This is a genomic window from Chryseobacterium sp. RU37D (assembly GCF_900156075.1).
Lineage (GTDB): Bacteria > Bacteroidota > Bacteroidia > Flavobacteriales > Weeksellaceae > Chryseobacterium.
The window spans coordinates 83714-101145 of sequence record NZ_FTMM01000003.1; the positions used below are offsets into that span (position 1 = coordinate 83714).

A 17432-nucleotide genomic window follows, 5' to 3' on the forward strand; every position below is an offset into this window, starting at 1 on the left:
TAAAGTTTTAATCACTTTACAAATGTAATAATTAATAAGTATAAAAATTATTATATATATTTGAAATTATATAATTAATTAAAAAATATTCAAAATGAAACCGAAATTATTATTAATAATATTTTACGCTTTAATCAATTTAGGATGTGTTCATCAATTAAAAACAGAAAATCCTAGAAATGAATCAATCACATTACAAAAATCTCCGAAAATTGAAAGAATCGAAATTACAGAAAGAACAAGAGGCACAAACAGATCTACAGTTTATGCTCCCTTTTCTAAAATAACTCTGGATAATGGTCAAAAAACAACAGAAAACATCTCAACAGCACAATGGAAAGAAATCGCCAAACAAGCGGGATTAATAAATCTTTCAAAAATGCCATCTTTTCCATCACCTACAACAGGAAGGTTTTCAGACAGAGCACTAATCTCCACCCTAATTATTACATCTGAAGGAAAAACCTATACCTCTTCCAGCTTTGATGCAGGAATCCCTCCAAAAGAACTGGAGGGATTATATATTTTATTAAAAGGTAAAACCGAATAATTTTAATTTTTCGGCTCAAGAATTCGTTAAAATTTATATGCAATATTCCAGGCAAAACCTACCCCGAATTTTGAAGAACTTCTTCCGAATCCCGGAACAATCATCGGCTGGACATCATCCTGTTTGGTTGTAAAAATTAAATATCTGGGCTGTAAATTGACATCAATATAAAAATTTGATTCAAACAATTGAACTCTTCCGCCAATCGTACCTTCCAGCCAAAAAGATGATTGAGTGGAGGAGGGAAATGCCACTGAAGAGCTGCTGCCTCCATAGCCGCGAACCGGGACAGCTTTATATTCCTGAGTATAGAATGATCCTGCCGCTTTACCGCCTGCATAGAAGCCATTAAACTCATTTTCAGGATCTTTTGCCAGCATATAGAATGCTCCTAGCTTTAGGAAAGGGCCGCTTGCCTTTGCATCATAGCTATTTTTGTTATAGATATTGGATTCAAAACCGGCTTCAATAATACCGTGGATATTATTTTTAATTCTAGAAGAAATAAACCCCTGATATAGCTTCCTGTCTGAAAAGAAAGAAGCTCCTGTATTAAGAACATCAAAACCAACCATAAAATTGGGTTCATATTTCCATTTTTCTTTTTTGGCTTCTTTTTCTTTATTCTCCTGGGCAAAGCTCAGCAGGCCGATTAAACTAAAAAAGAAGGTAAAGATTAGTCTTGTCTTCATTCTCAATAAAGTTTTGCCCGGCTTCCAAACTCTTCACCGGATTTGTTGTTGTAGGATCTAATTTTGAATCTAAATTTTCGTAATTTTTCTTCACACCGCAGCCCGGCGACACATAGGTAGATTTCTGGGTATAATTCACTGTAACCTTGGATTCTGCTCCTTTATCTGCAATTCTGAAATATACGTCCGTAAGCGGAGAATCGTCTACCCTTAAAGGAATCATTACAGAATCTATTACTGTTTTTTTTCCCAGCTGTACTTTTCCGGAACCATAATCTACTGCAATATAGAGAGAATCCATTTTTCTTCTTTTGCCGGTAAGTGCATTTTTGAACGCCACCTTCATCCTTGGGGTTCCTTCTCCGCTTTCGCAGATATCATCATCTCCGCCGCATGAAAACAGCAAACCGATAAAACATATGGCTATTAGGAATTTAAAGTACTTCATTCAGATTAATATATTTAATTCAAATTTAATTATTTTGGTTTGATTACTAAATATGTTTCTTGGCAATTAACTGGTATATAGAGTAAAGTTAAACTTTGTCAAAGATTTAAAACTTTGACAAGGTGTATTGCTACAAGTATTTTATTTTTTAATCAGCAGGGCAATATTTTCTACGTGATGGGTTTGCGGGAACATGTCTACCGGTAAGATTTTCACTACCTTGTAATGCTCTTTCATTAAAGCAAGATCTCTGGCCTGTGTTGCGGAATTACAGCTTACATAGACTATTTTTTCAGGAGATAATTTTAAGATCTGATCAACCACTTTCTGATGCATCCCGTCTCTTGGCGGGTCGGTGATCAACACATCTGCTTTTGGGTGATTGGCAAGGAATTCGTCATTAAAGATATCCTTCATATCTCCGCAGTAGAACATTGTGTTTGTCAAACCATTCAGCTCAGCGTGCTCAATTGCTGCATTGATGGCTTCCTGAACGGATTCTATACCAATTACCTGTTTTGCATTTCTTGCCACATACTGGGCAATGGTTCCCGTTCCTGTATATAAGTCATAAACCACTTCATCACCCTTTAAATCTGCAAACTCAAGGGTTTTTCTATATAATTCCAATGCCTGCTTATAATTGGTCTGGAAGAATGATTTCGGACCAATTTTGAACTTCAATCCGTCCATTTCTTCCATTAAAAAGCCTTCTCCAAAGTATACATTAATATCCAGATCGTAGATTGAATCATTCGGTTTAGGATTAATTGCATAGACTAATGTTTTAATCTGCGGGAAGTTTTCAAGCAAAAATTCAAAAAGTTTTTCTCTGTTTTCTTTTTCTTCTCTGTAAAGCTGGAAAAGTACCATCCACTCATCTTTTGAGTTCTGCCTCATCATTAAAGTCCTTAAAAAGCCTTCATGATTTTTAACATCGAAAAAATCTAATCCGTTTTTTACGGCATATTCTTTTACGGCCAGCCTTATCGTATTAGATGGCTCTTCTTGCAGGAAACATTCTTTAAGGTCAAGAATCTTGCTCCACATTCCCGGAATATGAAAGCCAAGCGCATCTTTATTTCCGAAATTTTCTTCTGAACTTATCTCATATTGAGTAAGCCAGCGTGCATTAGAAAAGGAAAATTCCATTTTATTTCTGTAAAAATATTGCTCTTCGGAACCTAAGATAGAAACGGTTTCAAAGTTTTCTATTCCGCCGATTCTTTTAATATTATTATAAACCTCTTCCTGTTTGAAGTCAAGCTGTTTTTCATAACTCATATTCTGCCATTTGCAGCCACCGCAAACTCCAAAATGAATACATTTCGGATTAACTCTGTAAGGAGACTTTTCAAGCAAATCCATAGCTTCGCCTTCGAAGTATTTTGATTTTGATTTTTTCACCCTCACATTTACTACATCCCCTGGAATAGCACCGGAAACCATTACTGTTTTGCCTTCCTCTGTTTTTCCGATAGCGATGCCTTTTGCGCCTGCAGTTAACAATCTTATATTTTCAAGAATTATATTTTTCTTATTCCTTTTCATTAAGAATCTTTTTAAATTTTAAACATTGTCAAAGATTTTAACTTTGACAATGTGTGAGTAGATGCTTCATATTTCAGTTTGCAAAAGTACAACAAAAAAAACCTTATCCGCAGATAAGGTTTCTCTATCTATAATTATTTTAAATTATTTCGTTGGAGCTGGCTGTGGTTTTGCCTGCTGCTGAGCTGCTGCAGCTGCCGCTTGTTGTTGAGCCGCTACAACTGCCGGATCCATTCCTGCACCCTGCTGTAATTGTACATTAGGATTTACTTTTGGAGCAGAAAGACCTGTTTGCTTATCCAAAACAGTTACCAATTCCGGATCTCCAAGGTTAAAGAATGGCTTGCTGGCAATTTTTCCATCTTTATCTACCACTATAAAGCATGGTAGTTTGAATCCGTACACGCCATATTTTTTAGCAATCTCCGAATTTAAACCTCCTTCTCCGTAAACATTTACTCCGGTGATTCCTTTTAATAAAGAACTGCTTGTTTTTACGAATTGCTCTTTTGTATCGTCAAGGTTTACATAAACAAAGTTCATTTTAGACTTGTAGAAGTTTACTACTTCTTTCAGTACAGGAACTGTTGCTTCACCGATGTAAGGATTCCATGAAGCGTAGAAAGAGATCATGTAAGGCTTTCCTTTGTTTTCAGAAAGCTTGTAAGCTTTTCCGTCTTGCTTTAACAATGCTCCTTCAGGAGCTGGCTCACCAATTTTGAATCCGTTGATGGCAAACTGAATCTTTTTCAAATCTTCCTTGATTGTAGCATCTTTAATATCTGTATCGATAATTTTTTTAATCTTTTCTACAGTTTTTTCAGGAGATCCCGGGTGAATATCAGATTGAGCCATTACAAAAGCCAAAAGATAATCTTTAGCTGTCTGTGATAGGTCTTTCTGATTTTTCTTTAAATATTCTGTGAATAACTCAGAAGTAGTAATATCCGTTTTTCCTTTGCTGTTTGCTTCTGCATATTTCTGGAAGTCAGGATTCATTTTTCCTAAAAGGTATTGTCTGTAGAAAGGATTTTCTTTTACCATTACCTCTTTATTTTCCTGTAGCTTGTTTTCGAAATCGGTGAAAGCTTTGGTCACTTTGAAGGATGGATTCCCCATTTGCTTATGCGTAACGTCATACTGATTCATGATCGTAAGCAATGTGCTGGAAAGGTCATTTTTCTTCCATTCAATCAATTCGTTATCAGGATTGAATTTTTTAACATTTTCATCGATATTTTTGTTGATATCAGCCTGAACTTTTTCAATCCCTTTTAAGAATGTTTTTTCGTCTTTCATAATCAGCTCATTCATGTTTACAGTCTGAGCATATGTTGAAAGGTATTTTTGAGTTGCTGTAAAAAAATCATTGTTCTTTTTAGCAGCTCCTGTGATTACGTATTCTGATGGGAAAGTCATTCCGTTACCTGAAATTTCAAGCTTCTGACCTCCTTTTAGATAAATTAAATTTTGTTTTCCACCATAAGAAACCACATACATTCCACTTTTAGGAGCATCAAAACTTCCGGAGAAAGTTCCGTCTTTATTTACTCCGATATTAATTAATGGCAATGTAGCAACTCCCGAAGCTTCAATAAATTCGATTCTCTCCAATGGAGAACCCCCTGTGATTTTTCCTTTTACTTCTACTTTTTTAGAGCAAGACATCGCAAAAACTGCGATGATAAACAATAAAAGATATTTTTTCATTTTGAATTTTATAATTACGCAAAAATAAGTTTTTCAATAACTAAAAGCAATTAAATATTACTTTTATGAAAGATTTAACTAAAAAAATCGCCATCCATTGAGGAGACGATTTTTGTGATATATAAATCAGTTTTATCCTCTGTCAGCAAGCGCCGCCATATATTCCCTGTTCATTCTGGCAATGTTTTCAAGAGAAATTCCTTTCGGGCATTCTACTTCACAAGCACCTGTATTTGAACAGTTTCCGAAACCTTCTTCGTCCATAGCTTTTACCATGTTCAGAACTCTTCTTTTCGCTTCTACTCTACCTTGAGGTAAAAGAGCATATTGAGAAACTTTAGCCCCAACGAATAGCATTGCAGAACCATTTTTACATGTAGCCACACAAGCTCCACATCCGATACAAGCCGCCGCATCCATTGCTTTGTCTGCATCTTCTTTAGGAACCGGGATTGCATTGGCATCCAGAGTATTTCCTGAAGTGTTCACCGAAATGAAACCACCCGCAGCCATTACTCTGTCGAATGCGCTTCTGTCTACCATTAAATCTTTAATAACAGGGAAAGCAGCACTTCTCCAAGGTTCGATAACAATAGTTTCACCGTCTTTGAACATTCTCATGTGAAGCTGGCAGGTTGTAATTCCTGTATCCGGGCCGTGCGCTCTACCATTGATGTAAAGGGAACACATCCCACAGATCCCCTCACGACAGTCGTGATCGAAAGCTATCGGCTCTTTTCCTTCGTTAATAAGATTTTCGTTAAGGATGTCCAACATTTCCAGAAATGAGGAATCTGTAGAAACATCCGATATTTTATAAGTCTCAAACTGACCTTTAGATTTATTATTTTTTTGTCTCCAAATTTTCAGCGTAAGATGTAAGCCTTTTTTTGCACTCATAATTTTGTATTTATAGGTTGGAGATTATTTTGTTGGTTTATCTGCATTTTCAAATTTCATATCTGAAGCTAAAACTGCAATTTTATTTGAATTTCTACTTTTCAACTCCTGATATTTCTCCATTGCTTTTGCAATATTTTCAGATTTATCTTCGTCGGATTTAGTATAAAGTTGTTTTGTATCATTTTTTATAACCTGATAAAAAACTTTTTTATCTCTAAACTCATTTGGGTTCATTGGCCTAAGATTTACACCTGCAACAAAAGCCCCCATTTGTCCTTCAGCGTTAATTACGTACACTGAATTAGGTTCAAGATTTGCTTCAACGTAGTCTCTGTTTTCTGCACCAGCCCAAAACAAATGCTGTCCCGGTTCACATTCATAAGCTAAATATTTTCCGCTAGAAAGTGATCCTAAGAATACATCTTTATCGTAAATTCTAAAATTAATTAAAGCTCCAGCTCCTGTCTTTAAAATATAAACCAAAGATTTTCCTTCCGAAGGCTTATCAATTGCCTGAGTCGTAACTTTCTGAGCAAAAACAGTAGAAATTCCGAAGAGAACTACAAAAAATAATAATACCTTTTTTAAATTCTTCATCTTATTTGTAACTTCTAGTTTTTACCTCGATGTTGTCATATATCAGTTCTTCTTTATGCAACACTTCAGCGTTGATATCACTCCCCTGATATTCCCAAGCTCCGACATATTTATAATTAACGTCATCTCTTTCTGCTTCACCATCCGGAGTAGAATGGTCTTCACGGAAATGCCCCCCACAAGACTCATTTCTGTGCAGAGCATCGATAGCCATCAATTGTCCAAGTTCTAAGAAATCTGCAACTCTAAATGCTTTTTCAAGCTCAGTATTCATACCGTCGTTATCTCCGGGAACTTTTACGTTTTTCCAGAAATCGTTTCTTACTTCTTCGATTTCTTTAATCGCTTCTCTTAAACCTTCAGGAGTTCTTCCCATTCCAACTTTATTCCACATAATGTTTCCTAATTGCTTGTGAAAATGGTCTACTGAATGTGTTCCTTTATTATTTAAGAAGAAATCAATTTTATCTTTAATACCTTTTTCAGCTTCGTCAAATGATGGAGAATTGGTAGGAATTGCACCCGTTCTGATATCTGCTGAAAGGTAATCTGCGATGGTGTAAGGAAGCACGAAATATCCGTCTGCCAAACCTTGCATCAAAGCAGAAGCCCCTAATCTGTTTGCTCCGTGATCTGAGAAGTTTGCTTCCCCAACTACGAAACATCCAGGAATTGTAGACTGTAGGTTGTAATCAACCCAAACACCACCCATTGTGTAGTGAACTGCAGGATAGATCTTCATCGGGGTTTTGTAAGGATCATCAGCCGTAATTTTTTCGTACATTACAAATAAGTTACCGTATTTTTCCTCAACCCATTTTTTACCAAGATCATAGATCTGCTGTTCTGTAGGATTATGAATATGTTTTTCAATGGCGGCTTCTCTACCTTTTTTCATGATCTCTGTAGAGAAATCAAGGTAGACACCTTCCTGAGTATCATTGTTCTCGATTCCGAAGCCAGCGTCACATCTTTCCTTGGCTGCTCTTGAAGCAACATCCCTAGGCACAAGGTTTCCAAACGCAGGATATCTTCTCTCCAAATAATAATCTCTGTCTTCTTCCTTAATATTTTCAGGTCTTAATTTACCTTCCCTAATGGCTACTGAATCTTCAATTTTCTTAGGCACCCAGATTCTTCCGGAGTTTCTTAATGATTCCGACATCAAAGTAAGTTTAGACTGCTGCGTTCCGTGGACCGGAATACAAGTCGGGTGAATCTGTACATAGCAAGGGTTTGCGAAATACGCTCCTTTTTTGTGGATTTTCCAAGCTGCAGAAACGTTTGAACCCATTGCATTTGTAGAAAGGAAATATACATTTCCGTATCCTCCTGAAGCAATAACAACAGCGTGAGCAGAATGTCTTTCAATTTCCCCTGTTACCAGGTTTCTTGCGATGATTCCTCTTGCTTTTCCGTCAACAATTACAAGATCCATCATTTCGTGACGGTTGTACATCTTGATTCTGCCTTTACCGATCTGACGGCTCATTGCAGAATAAGCCCCTAATAATAACTGCTGACCAGTTTGCCCTTTTGCATAGAAAGTTCTTTTTACCTGAACCCCACCAAATGAACGGTTATCTAACTGACCTCCGTATTCACGCCCGAAAGGAACACCCTGAGCCACACATTGGTCGATGATATTTGCAGAAACTTCAGCTAATCTGTAAACGTTTGCCTCTCTTGCTCTATAGTCACCACCTTTAATGGTGTCATAGAACAATCTGTAAGTAGAGTCACCATCACCCTGATAATTTTTAGCCGCGTTGATACCTCCCTGAGCCGCAATAGAGTGCGCTCTTCTAGGAGAATCCTGATAGCAGAATGCTTTTACATTGTATCCCTGCTCCGCTAAAGTTGCAGCAGCAGAACCACCTGCTAAACCTGTACCAACGACAATAATATCAATCTTATCTCTGTTGTTTGGTGCAACAAGGTTCATATGGTCTTTATGATTTTTCCATTTATCCTTTAGAGGACCTGCTGGAATTTTTGAATCTAATTTACTCATATTATTATAGTGATATTATTGAGTTACAAAATGAAAAATTGCAATAAAAACAAATCCGGCAGGAATTAGGACAGAATACCATTTTCCAAAAGCTTTGATTACCGGAGTATATTTTGGATGTCTTGCTCCGATTGACTGGAATGAAGACTGAAATCCATGTGCCAGGTGCAGTCCCAACAAAACAAAAGAAATAATATATAAAACCACTCTCCAGATCTCTGCAAATTTTGCGTGAAGATCGCCCCAGAAACGTGTTTCTTCGATCGGTAGTCCATCCACATATTTGTAGTTCATCTCATGAAGCCAGAAATCATACAAATGAAGAAAAATAAAAGCCAGAATCACAGCACCGGAAATAATCATATTTCTTGACATCCATGTAGAATTGTGAGAAGGATTGTTTGATTCGTATTTAACAGGACGTGCCTTTTGGTTTTTAATTTCCAAAATAAATCCCATTACAAAATGGAAAACCACTGCAAACATCAAAATCGGCTGCATTACAAATTGAATAAGAGGATTATATCCCATGAACTGCGAAGCATTGTTGTACGCATCCTCACCAAAAACCGACAAAAGGTTTACAGAAAGGTGCATCACCAGAAATATCAGCAAAAACATAGCCGACAATGCCATAGCATATTTTCTACCTATTGTAGAACTCGTTAAACCTGCCATATAAGTTTAAATTTGATTTTCCACAAAATTAAGAAATGTTAACAACATCAAAAAGTGAGAAATCTCACAAAAAGCTAGTTTGTAATACTTCTAAATAAGAGTTTAAAGCATTATAAATAAAGGAAAAATAAAAATTTAACAATTAATTTATCTCATAAATCTTGCCATGATAAACAACGCGTGAAACAGATTCTGGCAGAGCCTTTACTTTAACACTTTTGATGCGCCTTGAAGAGCAGTAAGGATTAATAATATATTGCCTTATCTTTTGTTTATCTGCAGAATTATTAACCCAAAAGCAAACCTGGCGGCCATTTTTTACTGACAATATTTTATGTCTGGAAAAATCATGAACTAAAAATTCATCTTTCTGCTGTTCGTAGATATTAAAGCCGGTCCGTAAAGCAACAAATACCAAAACAGATATCATCAGCCTGTATAAATTTTTAAGATTACACTTTAAAATTGCAAATCTCATCCAATAGACAATTAAAAATAAAGAACAAGTCTCAACAATGCTCATCCAAATATTTTCAAAAAATAATGAATCAAAACCGGCAAACCAATGAATAATTTTAAGTAAAATTTGAATGACAAAATCATATGCAAAACTAATGAAGCTAAAATCAAGTTTAAAACCGGCCAAAACGGTCATTAGAAGAGAAAAAATGATGATCGCCTCTGAAAAAGGCACAATGAAAAAATTAGCCATAACGGAAATCAATGAAAACTGATGAAAATAATACAAAACCAAAGGAAGTGTAGCTATCTGCGCCGAAAGAGAAATTGAAATCGTATTAAATATAACTTTTTTGAGCCAATTATCTTGTTTTGGAAAATATTTTAAAATTGGTTCATTTAACCAAAAAATCCCTAAAACAGCAAGAAAGCTAAGCTGAAAACCAACATCGAAAATTTGTTGGGTATCCAACAGTAGAATAATAAAAGCCGCCAGCGCTAAAGAATGCAGCAAATCTGGTTTTCTTTGAAGTAAAACATAACAATAATAGACACTCAGCATAATACAAGACCTTACAACAGAATTTCCAAATCCTATAAAAGCAGCAAAAAGCCATATGAAAATCAAGCTTGAAAAAATTGCATATTTTCGGCATCTTAATGGTAAAATTCTTACCAATAAAAAGTAGACTAATCCGAAAATTACTACGATATGCGTTCCCGAAATTGCTAGAAAATGAATAAGTCCTGACCTGTTAAAATCCTGCAGGGTTTGTGAATCAATTTCCGTCCGGTCGGCTAGGATAATACCTTTTAGAAATTCTCTTGATTCGGAAGGCAATTTTGATTTATCAATATTTTGAAGTACTCCAAGTCTTTTCTGTGAAAATTTTTCACTTAAGCTTAAATCATATCTTTGAACAGCAGGAATATCACTATTAGAATAGCACTGATATTCAATATTCCTTCTCCTTAAATACCGGGCATAGTCAAACTGAAAGTCATTTCCGGGAGGTTTGGATTTTATAATAAATACATTGGATTTATAATAATGATTAAAATCCAACTCATGATGATTTTTTGGAATATATAAAATAATATGAAATATTTTTCTTCGCATTTGCGATATTGCCTCATATTTTTTATTTTTCCCCGTTGAGTTTAGCTTCTTTGAAATCTTAAAAACTATGGTTTCATTCTTCGCAAGAGCAAAATTCTTTACAGGAAGAGTATTGAAAAAATGCAGCACGATGCCAATTCCGAAAAATAGCAGTCCAGTCAAATAAGGCCTTACCTTATGTAATTCATACGACCTCAAAAGTATTGACCCTGAAATCAGAATACAAAATCCAATAATTACATAGATTGTATTATTTTCAAAAGAAAATTTATCCTGGAACAAAATGCCTGCTAGAAAACAAACGGCAAGAATGAGAATTGGCTGTTTATTCAATCAATAAAATTTGTGTGCCCCAAAAATATTTATTCAAATAACAATATGCACATCAATGTTTTAAAAATTTAAAAACAAAGCCAAATTCTTTATTTAAAAGAAAAATCGCAGAAAAAACTTCTAAGATTCGCTTTATTACAATAATGTTTTACACCTTCAAAATCACCTCAGCCGCATGATCACTGGCTCCTTTTCCACCTAATTTTTCCCTTAAAAGCTCATAATCATTCAGCATCTGAACTCTTTTTTCACCTCCCAGAATCTTTTTCAATTCTTCAACTAAATTATGAGTATTAAGATTATTTTGAATTAATTCTTTTACCACTTCATGATCCATAATGAGATTAACCAGAGAAATATAATTAATATTTTTAACTAATCTCTTTGCAATTGCATAAGAAATCTTACTTCCGCGATAGCATACCACTTCAGGAATATTAAGCAGAGCAGTTTCTAAAGTTGCCGTTCCGGAAGTAACCAGAGCAGCTTTTGAGCACCTTAACAAGTCATAGGTTTTATTAGAAACAAAGTGCACATTATCATCTACATAAGATTCATAAAACTCTTTCGGAAGGCTTGGTGCCCCGGCAATAACAAACTGATATTCTTTAAAATACGGCCGTACAGAAAGCATCATTTCCAGCATTTTTTCTACTTCCTGTTTTCTGGAGCCCGGTAAAAGTGCTATAATTTCTTTTTCGTTTAGTCCGTTTTCTGCTTTAAATTTTTCAATATCAATTTCCTGTAGGTTTGAAATCGCGTCCAGCAAAGGATGTCCCACAAAATGAGAATACACACCATGCCTTCTGTAAAAATCCTCCTCAAACGGCAGGATCACCATCATCTCATCAACATACTTTTTGATAATCTCTACCCTTCCTTCTTTCCAAGCCCAAAGCTGTGGAGAAATATAATAAACAACTTTAATTCCTAATTTTTTAGCGAATTTCGCAATCCTTAAATTAAATCCGGGATAATCAACCAAAATTAAAACATCTGGTTTATGTTTTTTTATATCCTGCTTACAAAACTTAATATTATTAAGAATAGTACGAAGATTTTTCGCCACTTCCAAAAATCCCATGAAAGCAAGATCTTTATAATGTTTTACCAATGTTCCGCCTTGTTTCGCCATAAGGTCACCGCCCCAAAACCTGAATTCTGAGGCGAGATCTTTTTGTTTTAAAGCCTTCATCAGATTACTCCCATGCAAATCTCCGGATGCCTCTCCAGCAATAATATAATACTTCATTTCTATAACAGCAATAGAGAACAAATAAGACGTTTTACCATCTTAATTTGTAAATTTGTTCAAAGATAATGATAAAAATGTCAGAAGAATTTGAAATCCGAAATAAAATTGCAGAAAGCGGTCTTATCAATTTTGACCTTACCGACCTCCTTCCAAAAGGGGTGAGAAAAGGTATTGACCTTAAAGATTTTCTTTTCATGGAAATGGTCTTAAAGGAAAAAGATTTTCGTGAAAAAGTAGCCTCCCTTGATGTTGAGGAATACCGTGATGCATACGTTTATATTTATAATTCTGCAGATGTGATCGTTCCGCTTTGGTCTTATTTTTTATTAACTGCAAAACTTACTGATGTTACAAAAAAAATAATTTTCGGTACGCGTGAAGATCTTGAAGTCATTTTAATGCACGATGCGGTTAAAAACCATGATTTTGAGGAAATGAGAGGAAAAAGAGTTCTTGTTAAAGGCTGTTCAGACAAGGAAATCCCGGAAAATGCTTATATTGAGCTTGTAGAGCAGCTTAGACCTCTGGTAAAATCCTTAATGTTTGGGGAAGCCTGCTCAATGGTTCCTATTTTAAAAAATTAACTGCCAATCTGCGCCAAAAGAAATTCTTAAACTTTAACATTGTTTTTTTATTAAAAAAAATTATCAAAGAATATTTTTTGATAACTTTGATATACATAACAATTAAATAAACACAAACTATGAGTTTAATCGATTTACTTACGGGGAACACTGGGAACCAGGTAGCTGAACAGGCTGAAGGAAAATTCGGCATCAGCAAAAACCAGGTCATCGCTTTACTGGCTGTAGCCGCACCATTGGTTATTTCTTACCTTAAAAACAAATCTCAGGATTCTAAAGAAGCAGAATCATTGAATAACGCTTTGGATAAAGACCATGACGGAAGTATTCTGGATGATGTTTCTCAGGCAGATGCAAGACAAGCCGAAGGAGGTTCTATTCTAAGTCATATTTTCGGTGGAGACAGACAAAATGTGGAAAACCAGTTATCACAGAACACAGGAATTTCCATTGACAAAGTAGGGCCTGTACTATCAATGCTTGCTCCTGTCATCATGGGATATATTGGCAGGGAAAAACAACAAAACAATGTAGGAGCTGGAGGGCTTGGAGATCTTTTGGGAGGAATTCTCGGAACCGCTTCAAATCAGGCTCAACAGCAACAATCCAGCCCTTTGAATGAAATCTTGGGAAGTGTTCTTGGCGGCGGCGGACAGTCATCAGGAAATCCGCTGAATGATATTTTGGGAAGCGTTCTGGGAGGAGGAAACAATCAGCAAAGCCAACAAGGCGGAGGTGGATTGGGAGATATTCTTGGAGGATTTTTTGGAAAATAAAATAATTTAATTTGTAATAAAAAGACCGAAGTTAAATTCTTCGGTCATTTTTATTGGTTTACTTTTTAGATTTCTCTTCCAAAGCTGCTAAAGATTTTGACGCTTTTTTAGGTCTTCGTTTTCCATAACTCCCGTTATTGATCTTGCCTCTTCTTGATTTTTTGTCTCCTTTTCCCATAGTAATACATTTAGTTGATTGATTACGAATTTAGGAAATTCACGTTAAAATTTAGGTAATTCAGGTGTTAAAATAATTATAAAGTTGGATAGAAGCTGAAGGCTGGGAGTTTTCCAAACCAGATATAATTTGTATTCAAACACTCAACTCCTAGCCTTCAGCTTCCATGATTTATACTTTTACTGTCTTCCATTTTCCTCTTTTGAATAAAATAAAAGCAGAAATTGTAATTAATGTTTCAGCGGCAGGAATTGATATAAAGACACCTTTTGGTCCCATTCCAAAATATTTTGAAAGGAAGTAAGCCAACGGAATCTGAAACAGCCAAAAACCGAAAACATTTACCCAAGTAGGCGTCCATGTATCTCCGGCTCCATTAAACGCGTTGATCATTACCATCCCGATTCCATAGAAAATAAATCCGACACTCATGGTATGGAGGGCATTTTTAGCAAAATTTTTAATTTCTGCCTCCTGTGTAAAAAACCCTACCAAAAAGTCTCCTAAAAAGAAAAATATTAAGCTCACCAAAGCCATAAAAATCACATTATACTTTACTGTTTTCATGACGGATTGTTCGGCTCTCAGTATTTCTTTGGCACCCATATTCTGCCCTACCAGTGTGGAAGCGGCATTACTCAAACCCCACGCCGGAAGCATGAAAAACATCATCAGCCGTAAAGCAGTCTGATACCCTGCAGAAGCATTTTCACCGCCGGTCGTAGCCACCAGTTGCGCTAAAAAAATCCAGCTGCATGAAGCCACCACAAATTGAAAAATCCCGGGAGTTGCGATTTTTATGACAGATTGTATTAAATTAAATTTTGGTTTAAAATAATTCAGCAGGATCCTTATTTGTGTATCTGCAATCAATAGATGATACAATTGATATAGTACACCAATACTTCTTCCGATTGTTGTTGCCAAAGCTGCTCCCGTTAATCCCATTGCCGGAATAGATCCCAGACCTTTAATGAGAAACGGACACAAAATAATATTGGCAATATTGGCAATCCAAAGAGATTTCATCGCAATGGCGGCATTTCCAGCCCCACGGAAGATCCCGTTAATTAAAAATAAAAGCATAATAATCACACTGCTTCCCATCATAATTCTGGTGAAATCTTTTCCAAAAGCGGCGGCTTCCGGTTTTGAACCCATTAGGATTAAAATTTCTTCAGCATATATCACCCCGAATAAGCTTAGAATAAATGTTATCAAAAAAGAAACCAGCAAAACCTGCGCTGCACTTCTGGAAGCCTGCTCAGGGTTTTTCTCCCCGATTCTTCTTGCCACCATCGCTGTTGCAGCCATACTCATTCCAATTGCGATAGAATACATTACAGAAAGTACAGATTCTGTAAGACCAACCGTCTGAATCGCATAGCCGCTTTCCTTCAGATGACCTACAAAATACAGATCTACCAGTGCAAATATAGATTCCATCGCCATTTCCAGCATCATCGGGATAGCCAGCAAAAGCACGGCACTTCTTATGCTTGCGGTAGTGTAATCTACTTCTTCTCCGCTTAATGCTTTTTTAATAAAGGCAAAATATTTCTTCATAATCCTGACTCTTTAAGTTTTCAGCAAAAATATCAATTCAAAAAAGATTACGGCTTGGCATATGGAAAGATTTAAAAATTTGTTTAAAAAACCTTCAAAAATCTTATCTTTGCCATCGAAAAATTAGACACTTAAATGTCTAATATCTAAAGTCTAATATCTAACATCTAAAACAAAATGTTTCGATCGCACACAAACGGAGAATTATCTCTAAAAAATCTTAATGAAGAAGTTACACTTTCTGGATGGGTACAGACCATTCGTGATAAAGGATTTATGATTTGGATAGATCTTCGAGATCGTTACGGAATTACTCAATTATATTTCAATCAAGATATTTCTTCAGCGGAAATGATTGAAAATGTAAAGAAATTGGGACGTGAATTTGTGATTCAGGTTACAGGAAAAGTAATTGAAAGAACAAGTAAAAATCCTAATATTCCGACAGGTGATATTGAAATTTTAGTTGAAAAATTAACGGTTCTTAATGAATCTCAGCTTCCGCCGTTCACGATTGAAGATGAAACAGACGGTGGCGAAGAATTAAGAATGAAATACCGTTACTTGGATATCAGAAGAAATCCGGTAAAAGATAAATTGATCTTCCGTCACAAAATGGCGCAGAAAGTAAGAAATTATCTTTCAGGCGAAGGATTTATCGAGGTTGAAACTCCGGTTTTAATTAAATCTACTCCAGAAGGAGCGAGGGATTTCGTGGTTCCAAGCAGAATGAATCCGGGGCAATTTTACGCTTTGCCACAGTCTCCACAGACTTTCAAGCAATTGTTGATGGTTGGTGGAATGGATAAATATTTCCAGATTGTAAAATGTTTCCGTGATGAGGATTTGAGAGCCGACAGACAACCTGAATTCACACAAATCGATTGCGAAATGGCTTTCGTAGAGCAGGAAGACGTGATGAATGTTTTTGAAGGAATGACGAAAACCTTAATTAAAGACATTACAGGTCAGGAATTCGGAACTTTCCCAAGAATGACGTTCGCTGATGCGATGCAGAAATACGGAAACGACAAACCGGATATCCGTTTCGGAATGGAATTCGTCGAGTTGAATGAATTAGTAAAAGGAAAAGATTTCAAAATATTTGATGACGCAGAATTGGTTGTCGGAATCAATGTTGAAGGATGCGCAGATTATACAAGAAAACAAATCGACGAGCTTGTTGATTGGGTAAAAAGACCACAAATCGGAGCTTCTGGAATGGTTTGGGTTAAATTTCAGAATGATGGGGTAAAAACTTCTTCTGTAAATAAATTCTACAACGAAGAAGATTTAGCAAAAATCATCGAAAAATTCGGAGCAAAAGAAGGTGATTTAATGTTGATTCTTTCCGGAAACGAGCACAAAGTAAGAACTCAGCTTTCCGCGTTGAGAATGGAGCTTGGAAATCGTTTAGGATTAAGAAAAGGAGACGTATTCGCACCGCTTTGGGTAGTTGACTTCCCGTTATTGGAATTCGATGAAGAAAGCGGACGTTACCACGCGATGCACCACCCTTTCACGTCTCCGAAGCCGGAAGATATTCATTTATTGGAAACAGATCCCGGAAAAGCAAGAGCAAATGCTTACGATATGGTGTTGAACGGAAACGAAATCGGTGGAGGTTCTATCAGAATTTTCGATAAAGATCTCCAATCTAAAATGTTTGACCTTTTAGGATTTTCAAAAGAAGAAGCAGAGGCACAATTCGGATTCTTGATGAATGCCTTCAAATACGGCGCACCTCCACACGGTGGATTAGCTTTCGGGTTCGACCGTTTGGTAGCGATTCTTGACGGAAACGAGGTGATCAGAGATTATATCGCTTTTCCTAAAAATAATTCAGGACGTGATATGATGATCGATGCACCTTCTTCAATTGCTGATGAACAGCTTGATGAACTGGAATTGCAATTGAATTTAAAAGCATAAATTAGAAGCGGGGAATTTTTCTCCGCTTTTTTATTTATAAACTCAATTTTACTATTAAATCTGTTTAATTTTCTTTTATATTATTC

General features: G+C 36.0%; 16 protein-coding genes. 4 read left to right on the plus strand and 12 right to left on the minus strand.

From position 1 onward, the window contains the following. Positions 1–94 precede the first annotated feature (94 nt). Entirely contained in the window at positions 95–550 is a 456-nt protein-coding gene (locus tag BW926_RS02175; protein WP_076443751.1) for a hypothetical protein, read from the plus strand. A 26-nt stretch (positions 551–576) separates the two neighbouring features. Here the strand turns inward: BW926_RS02175 and BW926_RS02180 are convergent, their stop codons facing one another. The 10 genes from BW926_RS02180 to lpxB form a co-directional block, all read right to left on the minus strand. Next, on the minus strand, positions 577–1242 hold the full coding sequence (locus tag BW926_RS02180) for a DUF6048 family protein (RefSeq protein WP_076443753.1): 666 nt from the start codon (positions 1240–1242) through the stop codon (positions 577–579). Beyond that, positions 1208–1690: a DUF6452 family protein gene (locus BW926_RS02185; protein ID WP_076443755.1), complete on the minus strand. Its 483-nt coding sequence runs from the start codon at positions 1688–1690 to the stop codon at positions 1208–1210. The genes BW926_RS02180 and BW926_RS02185 overlap by 35 nt, the downstream gene beginning before the upstream one ends. Positions 1691–1831: 141 nt before the next feature. Next, positions 1832–3241, minus strand: a complete 1410-nt coding sequence (gene rlmD, locus BW926_RS02190) for a 23S rRNA (uracil(1939)-C(5))-methyltransferase RlmD (RefSeq protein ID WP_076443757.1) — start codon at positions 3239–3241, stop codon at positions 1832–1834. Between the two features lie 144 nt (positions 3242–3385). After that, positions 3386–4951, minus strand: a complete 1566-nt coding sequence (locus BW926_RS02195) for a TlpA family protein disulfide reductase (RefSeq protein ID WP_076443759.1) — start codon at positions 4949–4951, stop codon at positions 3386–3388. A gap of 132 nt (positions 4952–5083) precedes the next feature. Then, positions 5084–5851 (minus strand): succinate dehydrogenase/fumarate reductase iron-sulfur subunit, encoded by a 768-nt coding sequence (locus BW926_RS02200; RefSeq protein WP_076443761.1) that lies wholly within the window; start codon positions 5849–5851, stop codon positions 5084–5086. A gap of 24 nt (positions 5852–5875) precedes the next feature. Further along, positions 5876–6451, minus strand: a complete 576-nt coding sequence (locus BW926_RS02205) for a hypothetical protein (protein WP_076443763.1) — start codon at positions 6449–6451, stop codon at positions 5876–5878. Position 6452: 1 nt separating this feature from the next. Next, complete coding sequence (locus tag BW926_RS02210; RefSeq protein ID WP_076443765.1) at positions 6453–8465, minus strand: fumarate reductase/succinate dehydrogenase flavoprotein subunit; 2013 nt, start codon at positions 8463–8465, stop codon at positions 6453–6455. Positions 8466–8480: 15 nt separating this feature from the next. Next, on the minus strand, positions 8481–9143 hold the full coding sequence (locus BW926_RS02215; protein WP_076443767.1) for a succinate dehydrogenase cytochrome b subunit: 663 nt from the start codon (positions 9141–9143) through the stop codon (positions 8481–8483). Positions 9144–9285: 142 nt separating this feature from the next. Next, positions 9286–10722 (minus strand): ComEC/Rec2 family competence protein, encoded by a 1437-nt coding sequence (locus BW926_RS02220; RefSeq protein ID WP_228403380.1) that lies wholly within the window; start codon positions 10720–10722, stop codon positions 9286–9288. 481 nt (positions 10723–11203) lie between these two features. Next, the gene (gene lpxB / locus BW926_RS02225; protein ID WP_076443771.1) at positions 11204–12307 is read right to left on the minus strand and encodes a lipid-A-disaccharide synthase; all 1104 of its coding nucleotides are present in this window, start codon (positions 12305–12307) and stop codon (positions 11204–11206) included. A gap of 77 nt (positions 12308–12384) precedes the next feature. On the opposite strand from lpxB, the gene BW926_RS02230 reads away from it, so the two are divergent. Continuing rightward, entirely contained in the window at positions 12385–12894 is a 510-nt protein-coding gene (locus BW926_RS02230) for a DUF2480 family protein (protein ID WP_076443773.1), read from the plus strand. A 119-nt stretch (positions 12895–13013) separates the two neighbouring features. Next, a complete protein-coding gene (locus BW926_RS02235; protein ID WP_076443774.1) occupies positions 13014–13670 on the plus strand; it encodes a DUF937 domain-containing protein in 657 nt (218 codons plus the stop codon). 58 nt (positions 13671–13728) lie between these two features. Here the strand turns inward: BW926_RS02235 and BW926_RS02240 are convergent, their stop codons facing one another. Beyond that, positions 13729–13848, minus strand: coding sequence for a 30S ribosomal protein THX (locus BW926_RS02240; RefSeq protein WP_076443776.1), 120 nt, complete (start codon positions 13846–13848; stop codon positions 13729–13731). Positions 13849–14019: 171 nt separating this feature from the next. After that, a complete protein-coding gene (locus BW926_RS02245) occupies positions 14020–15414 on the minus strand; it encodes an MATE family efflux transporter (RefSeq protein ID WP_076443778.1) in 1395 nt (464 codons plus the stop codon). Between the two features lie 177 nt (positions 15415–15591). On the opposite strand from BW926_RS02245, the gene aspS reads away from it, so the two are divergent. Continuing rightward, complete coding sequence (aspS, locus tag BW926_RS02250; RefSeq protein ID WP_076443780.1) at positions 15592–17346, plus strand: aspartate--tRNA ligase; 1755 nt, start codon at positions 15592–15594, stop codon at positions 17344–17346. The last annotated feature ends 86 nt before the right edge of the window (positions 17347–17432 follow it).

Coding starts and splice junctions, on each gene's coding strand:
- BW926_RS02205 (WP_076443763.1), bottom strand. CDS start 6,451: ATGAAGAATTTAAAAAAGGTATTATTATTTTTTGTAGTTCTCTTCGGA.
- lpxB (WP_076443771.1), bottom strand. CDS start 12,307: ATGAAGTATTATATTATTGCTGGAGAGGCATCCGGAGATTTGCATGGG.
- BW926_RS02185 (WP_076443755.1), bottom strand. CDS start 1,690: ATGAAGTACTTTAAATTCCTAATAGCCATATGTTTTATCGGTTTGCTG.
- BW926_RS02220 (WP_228403380.1), bottom strand. CDS start 10,722: ATGCGAAGAAAAATATTTCATATTATTTTATATATTCCAAAAAATCAT.
- BW926_RS02180 (WP_076443753.1), bottom strand. CDS start 1,242: ATGAAGACAAGACTAATCTTTACCTTCTTTTTTAGTTTAATCGGCCTG.
- BW926_RS02235 (WP_076443774.1), top strand. CDS start 13,014: ATGAGTTTAATCGATTTACTTACGGGGAACACTGGGAACCAGGTAGCT.
- BW926_RS02245 (WP_076443778.1), bottom strand. CDS start 15,414: ATGAAGAAATATTTTGCCTTTATTAAAAAAGCATTAAGCGGAGAAGAA.
- BW926_RS02200 (WP_076443761.1), bottom strand. CDS start 5,851: ATGAGTGCAAAAAAAGGCTTACATCTTACGCTGAAAATTTGGAGACAA.
- BW926_RS02215 (WP_076443767.1), bottom strand. CDS start 9,143: ATGGCAGGTTTAACGAGTTCTACAATAGGTAGAAAATATGCTATGGCA.
- rlmD (WP_076443757.1), bottom strand. CDS start 3,241: ATGAAAAGGAATAAGAAAAATATAATTCTTGAAAATATAAGATTGTTA.
- BW926_RS02210 (WP_076443765.1), bottom strand. CDS start 8,465: ATGAGTAAATTAGATTCAAAAATTCCAGCAGGTCCTCTAAAGGATAAA.
- BW926_RS02195 (WP_076443759.1), bottom strand. CDS start 4,951: ATGAAAAAATATCTTTTATTGTTTATCATCGCAGTTTTTGCGATGTCT.
- BW926_RS02175 (WP_076443751.1), top strand. CDS start 95: ATGAAACCGAAATTATTATTAATAATATTTTACGCTTTAATCAATTTA.
- BW926_RS02230 (WP_076443773.1), top strand. CDS start 12,385: ATGTCAGAAGAATTTGAAATCCGAAATAAAATTGCAGAAAGCGGTCTT.
- BW926_RS02240 (WP_076443776.1), bottom strand. CDS start 13,848: ATGGGAAAAGGAGACAAAAAATCAAGAAGAGGCAAGATCAATAACGGG.
- aspS (WP_076443780.1), top strand. CDS start 15,592: ATGTTTCGATCGCACACAAACGGAGAATTATCTCTAAAAAATCTTAAT.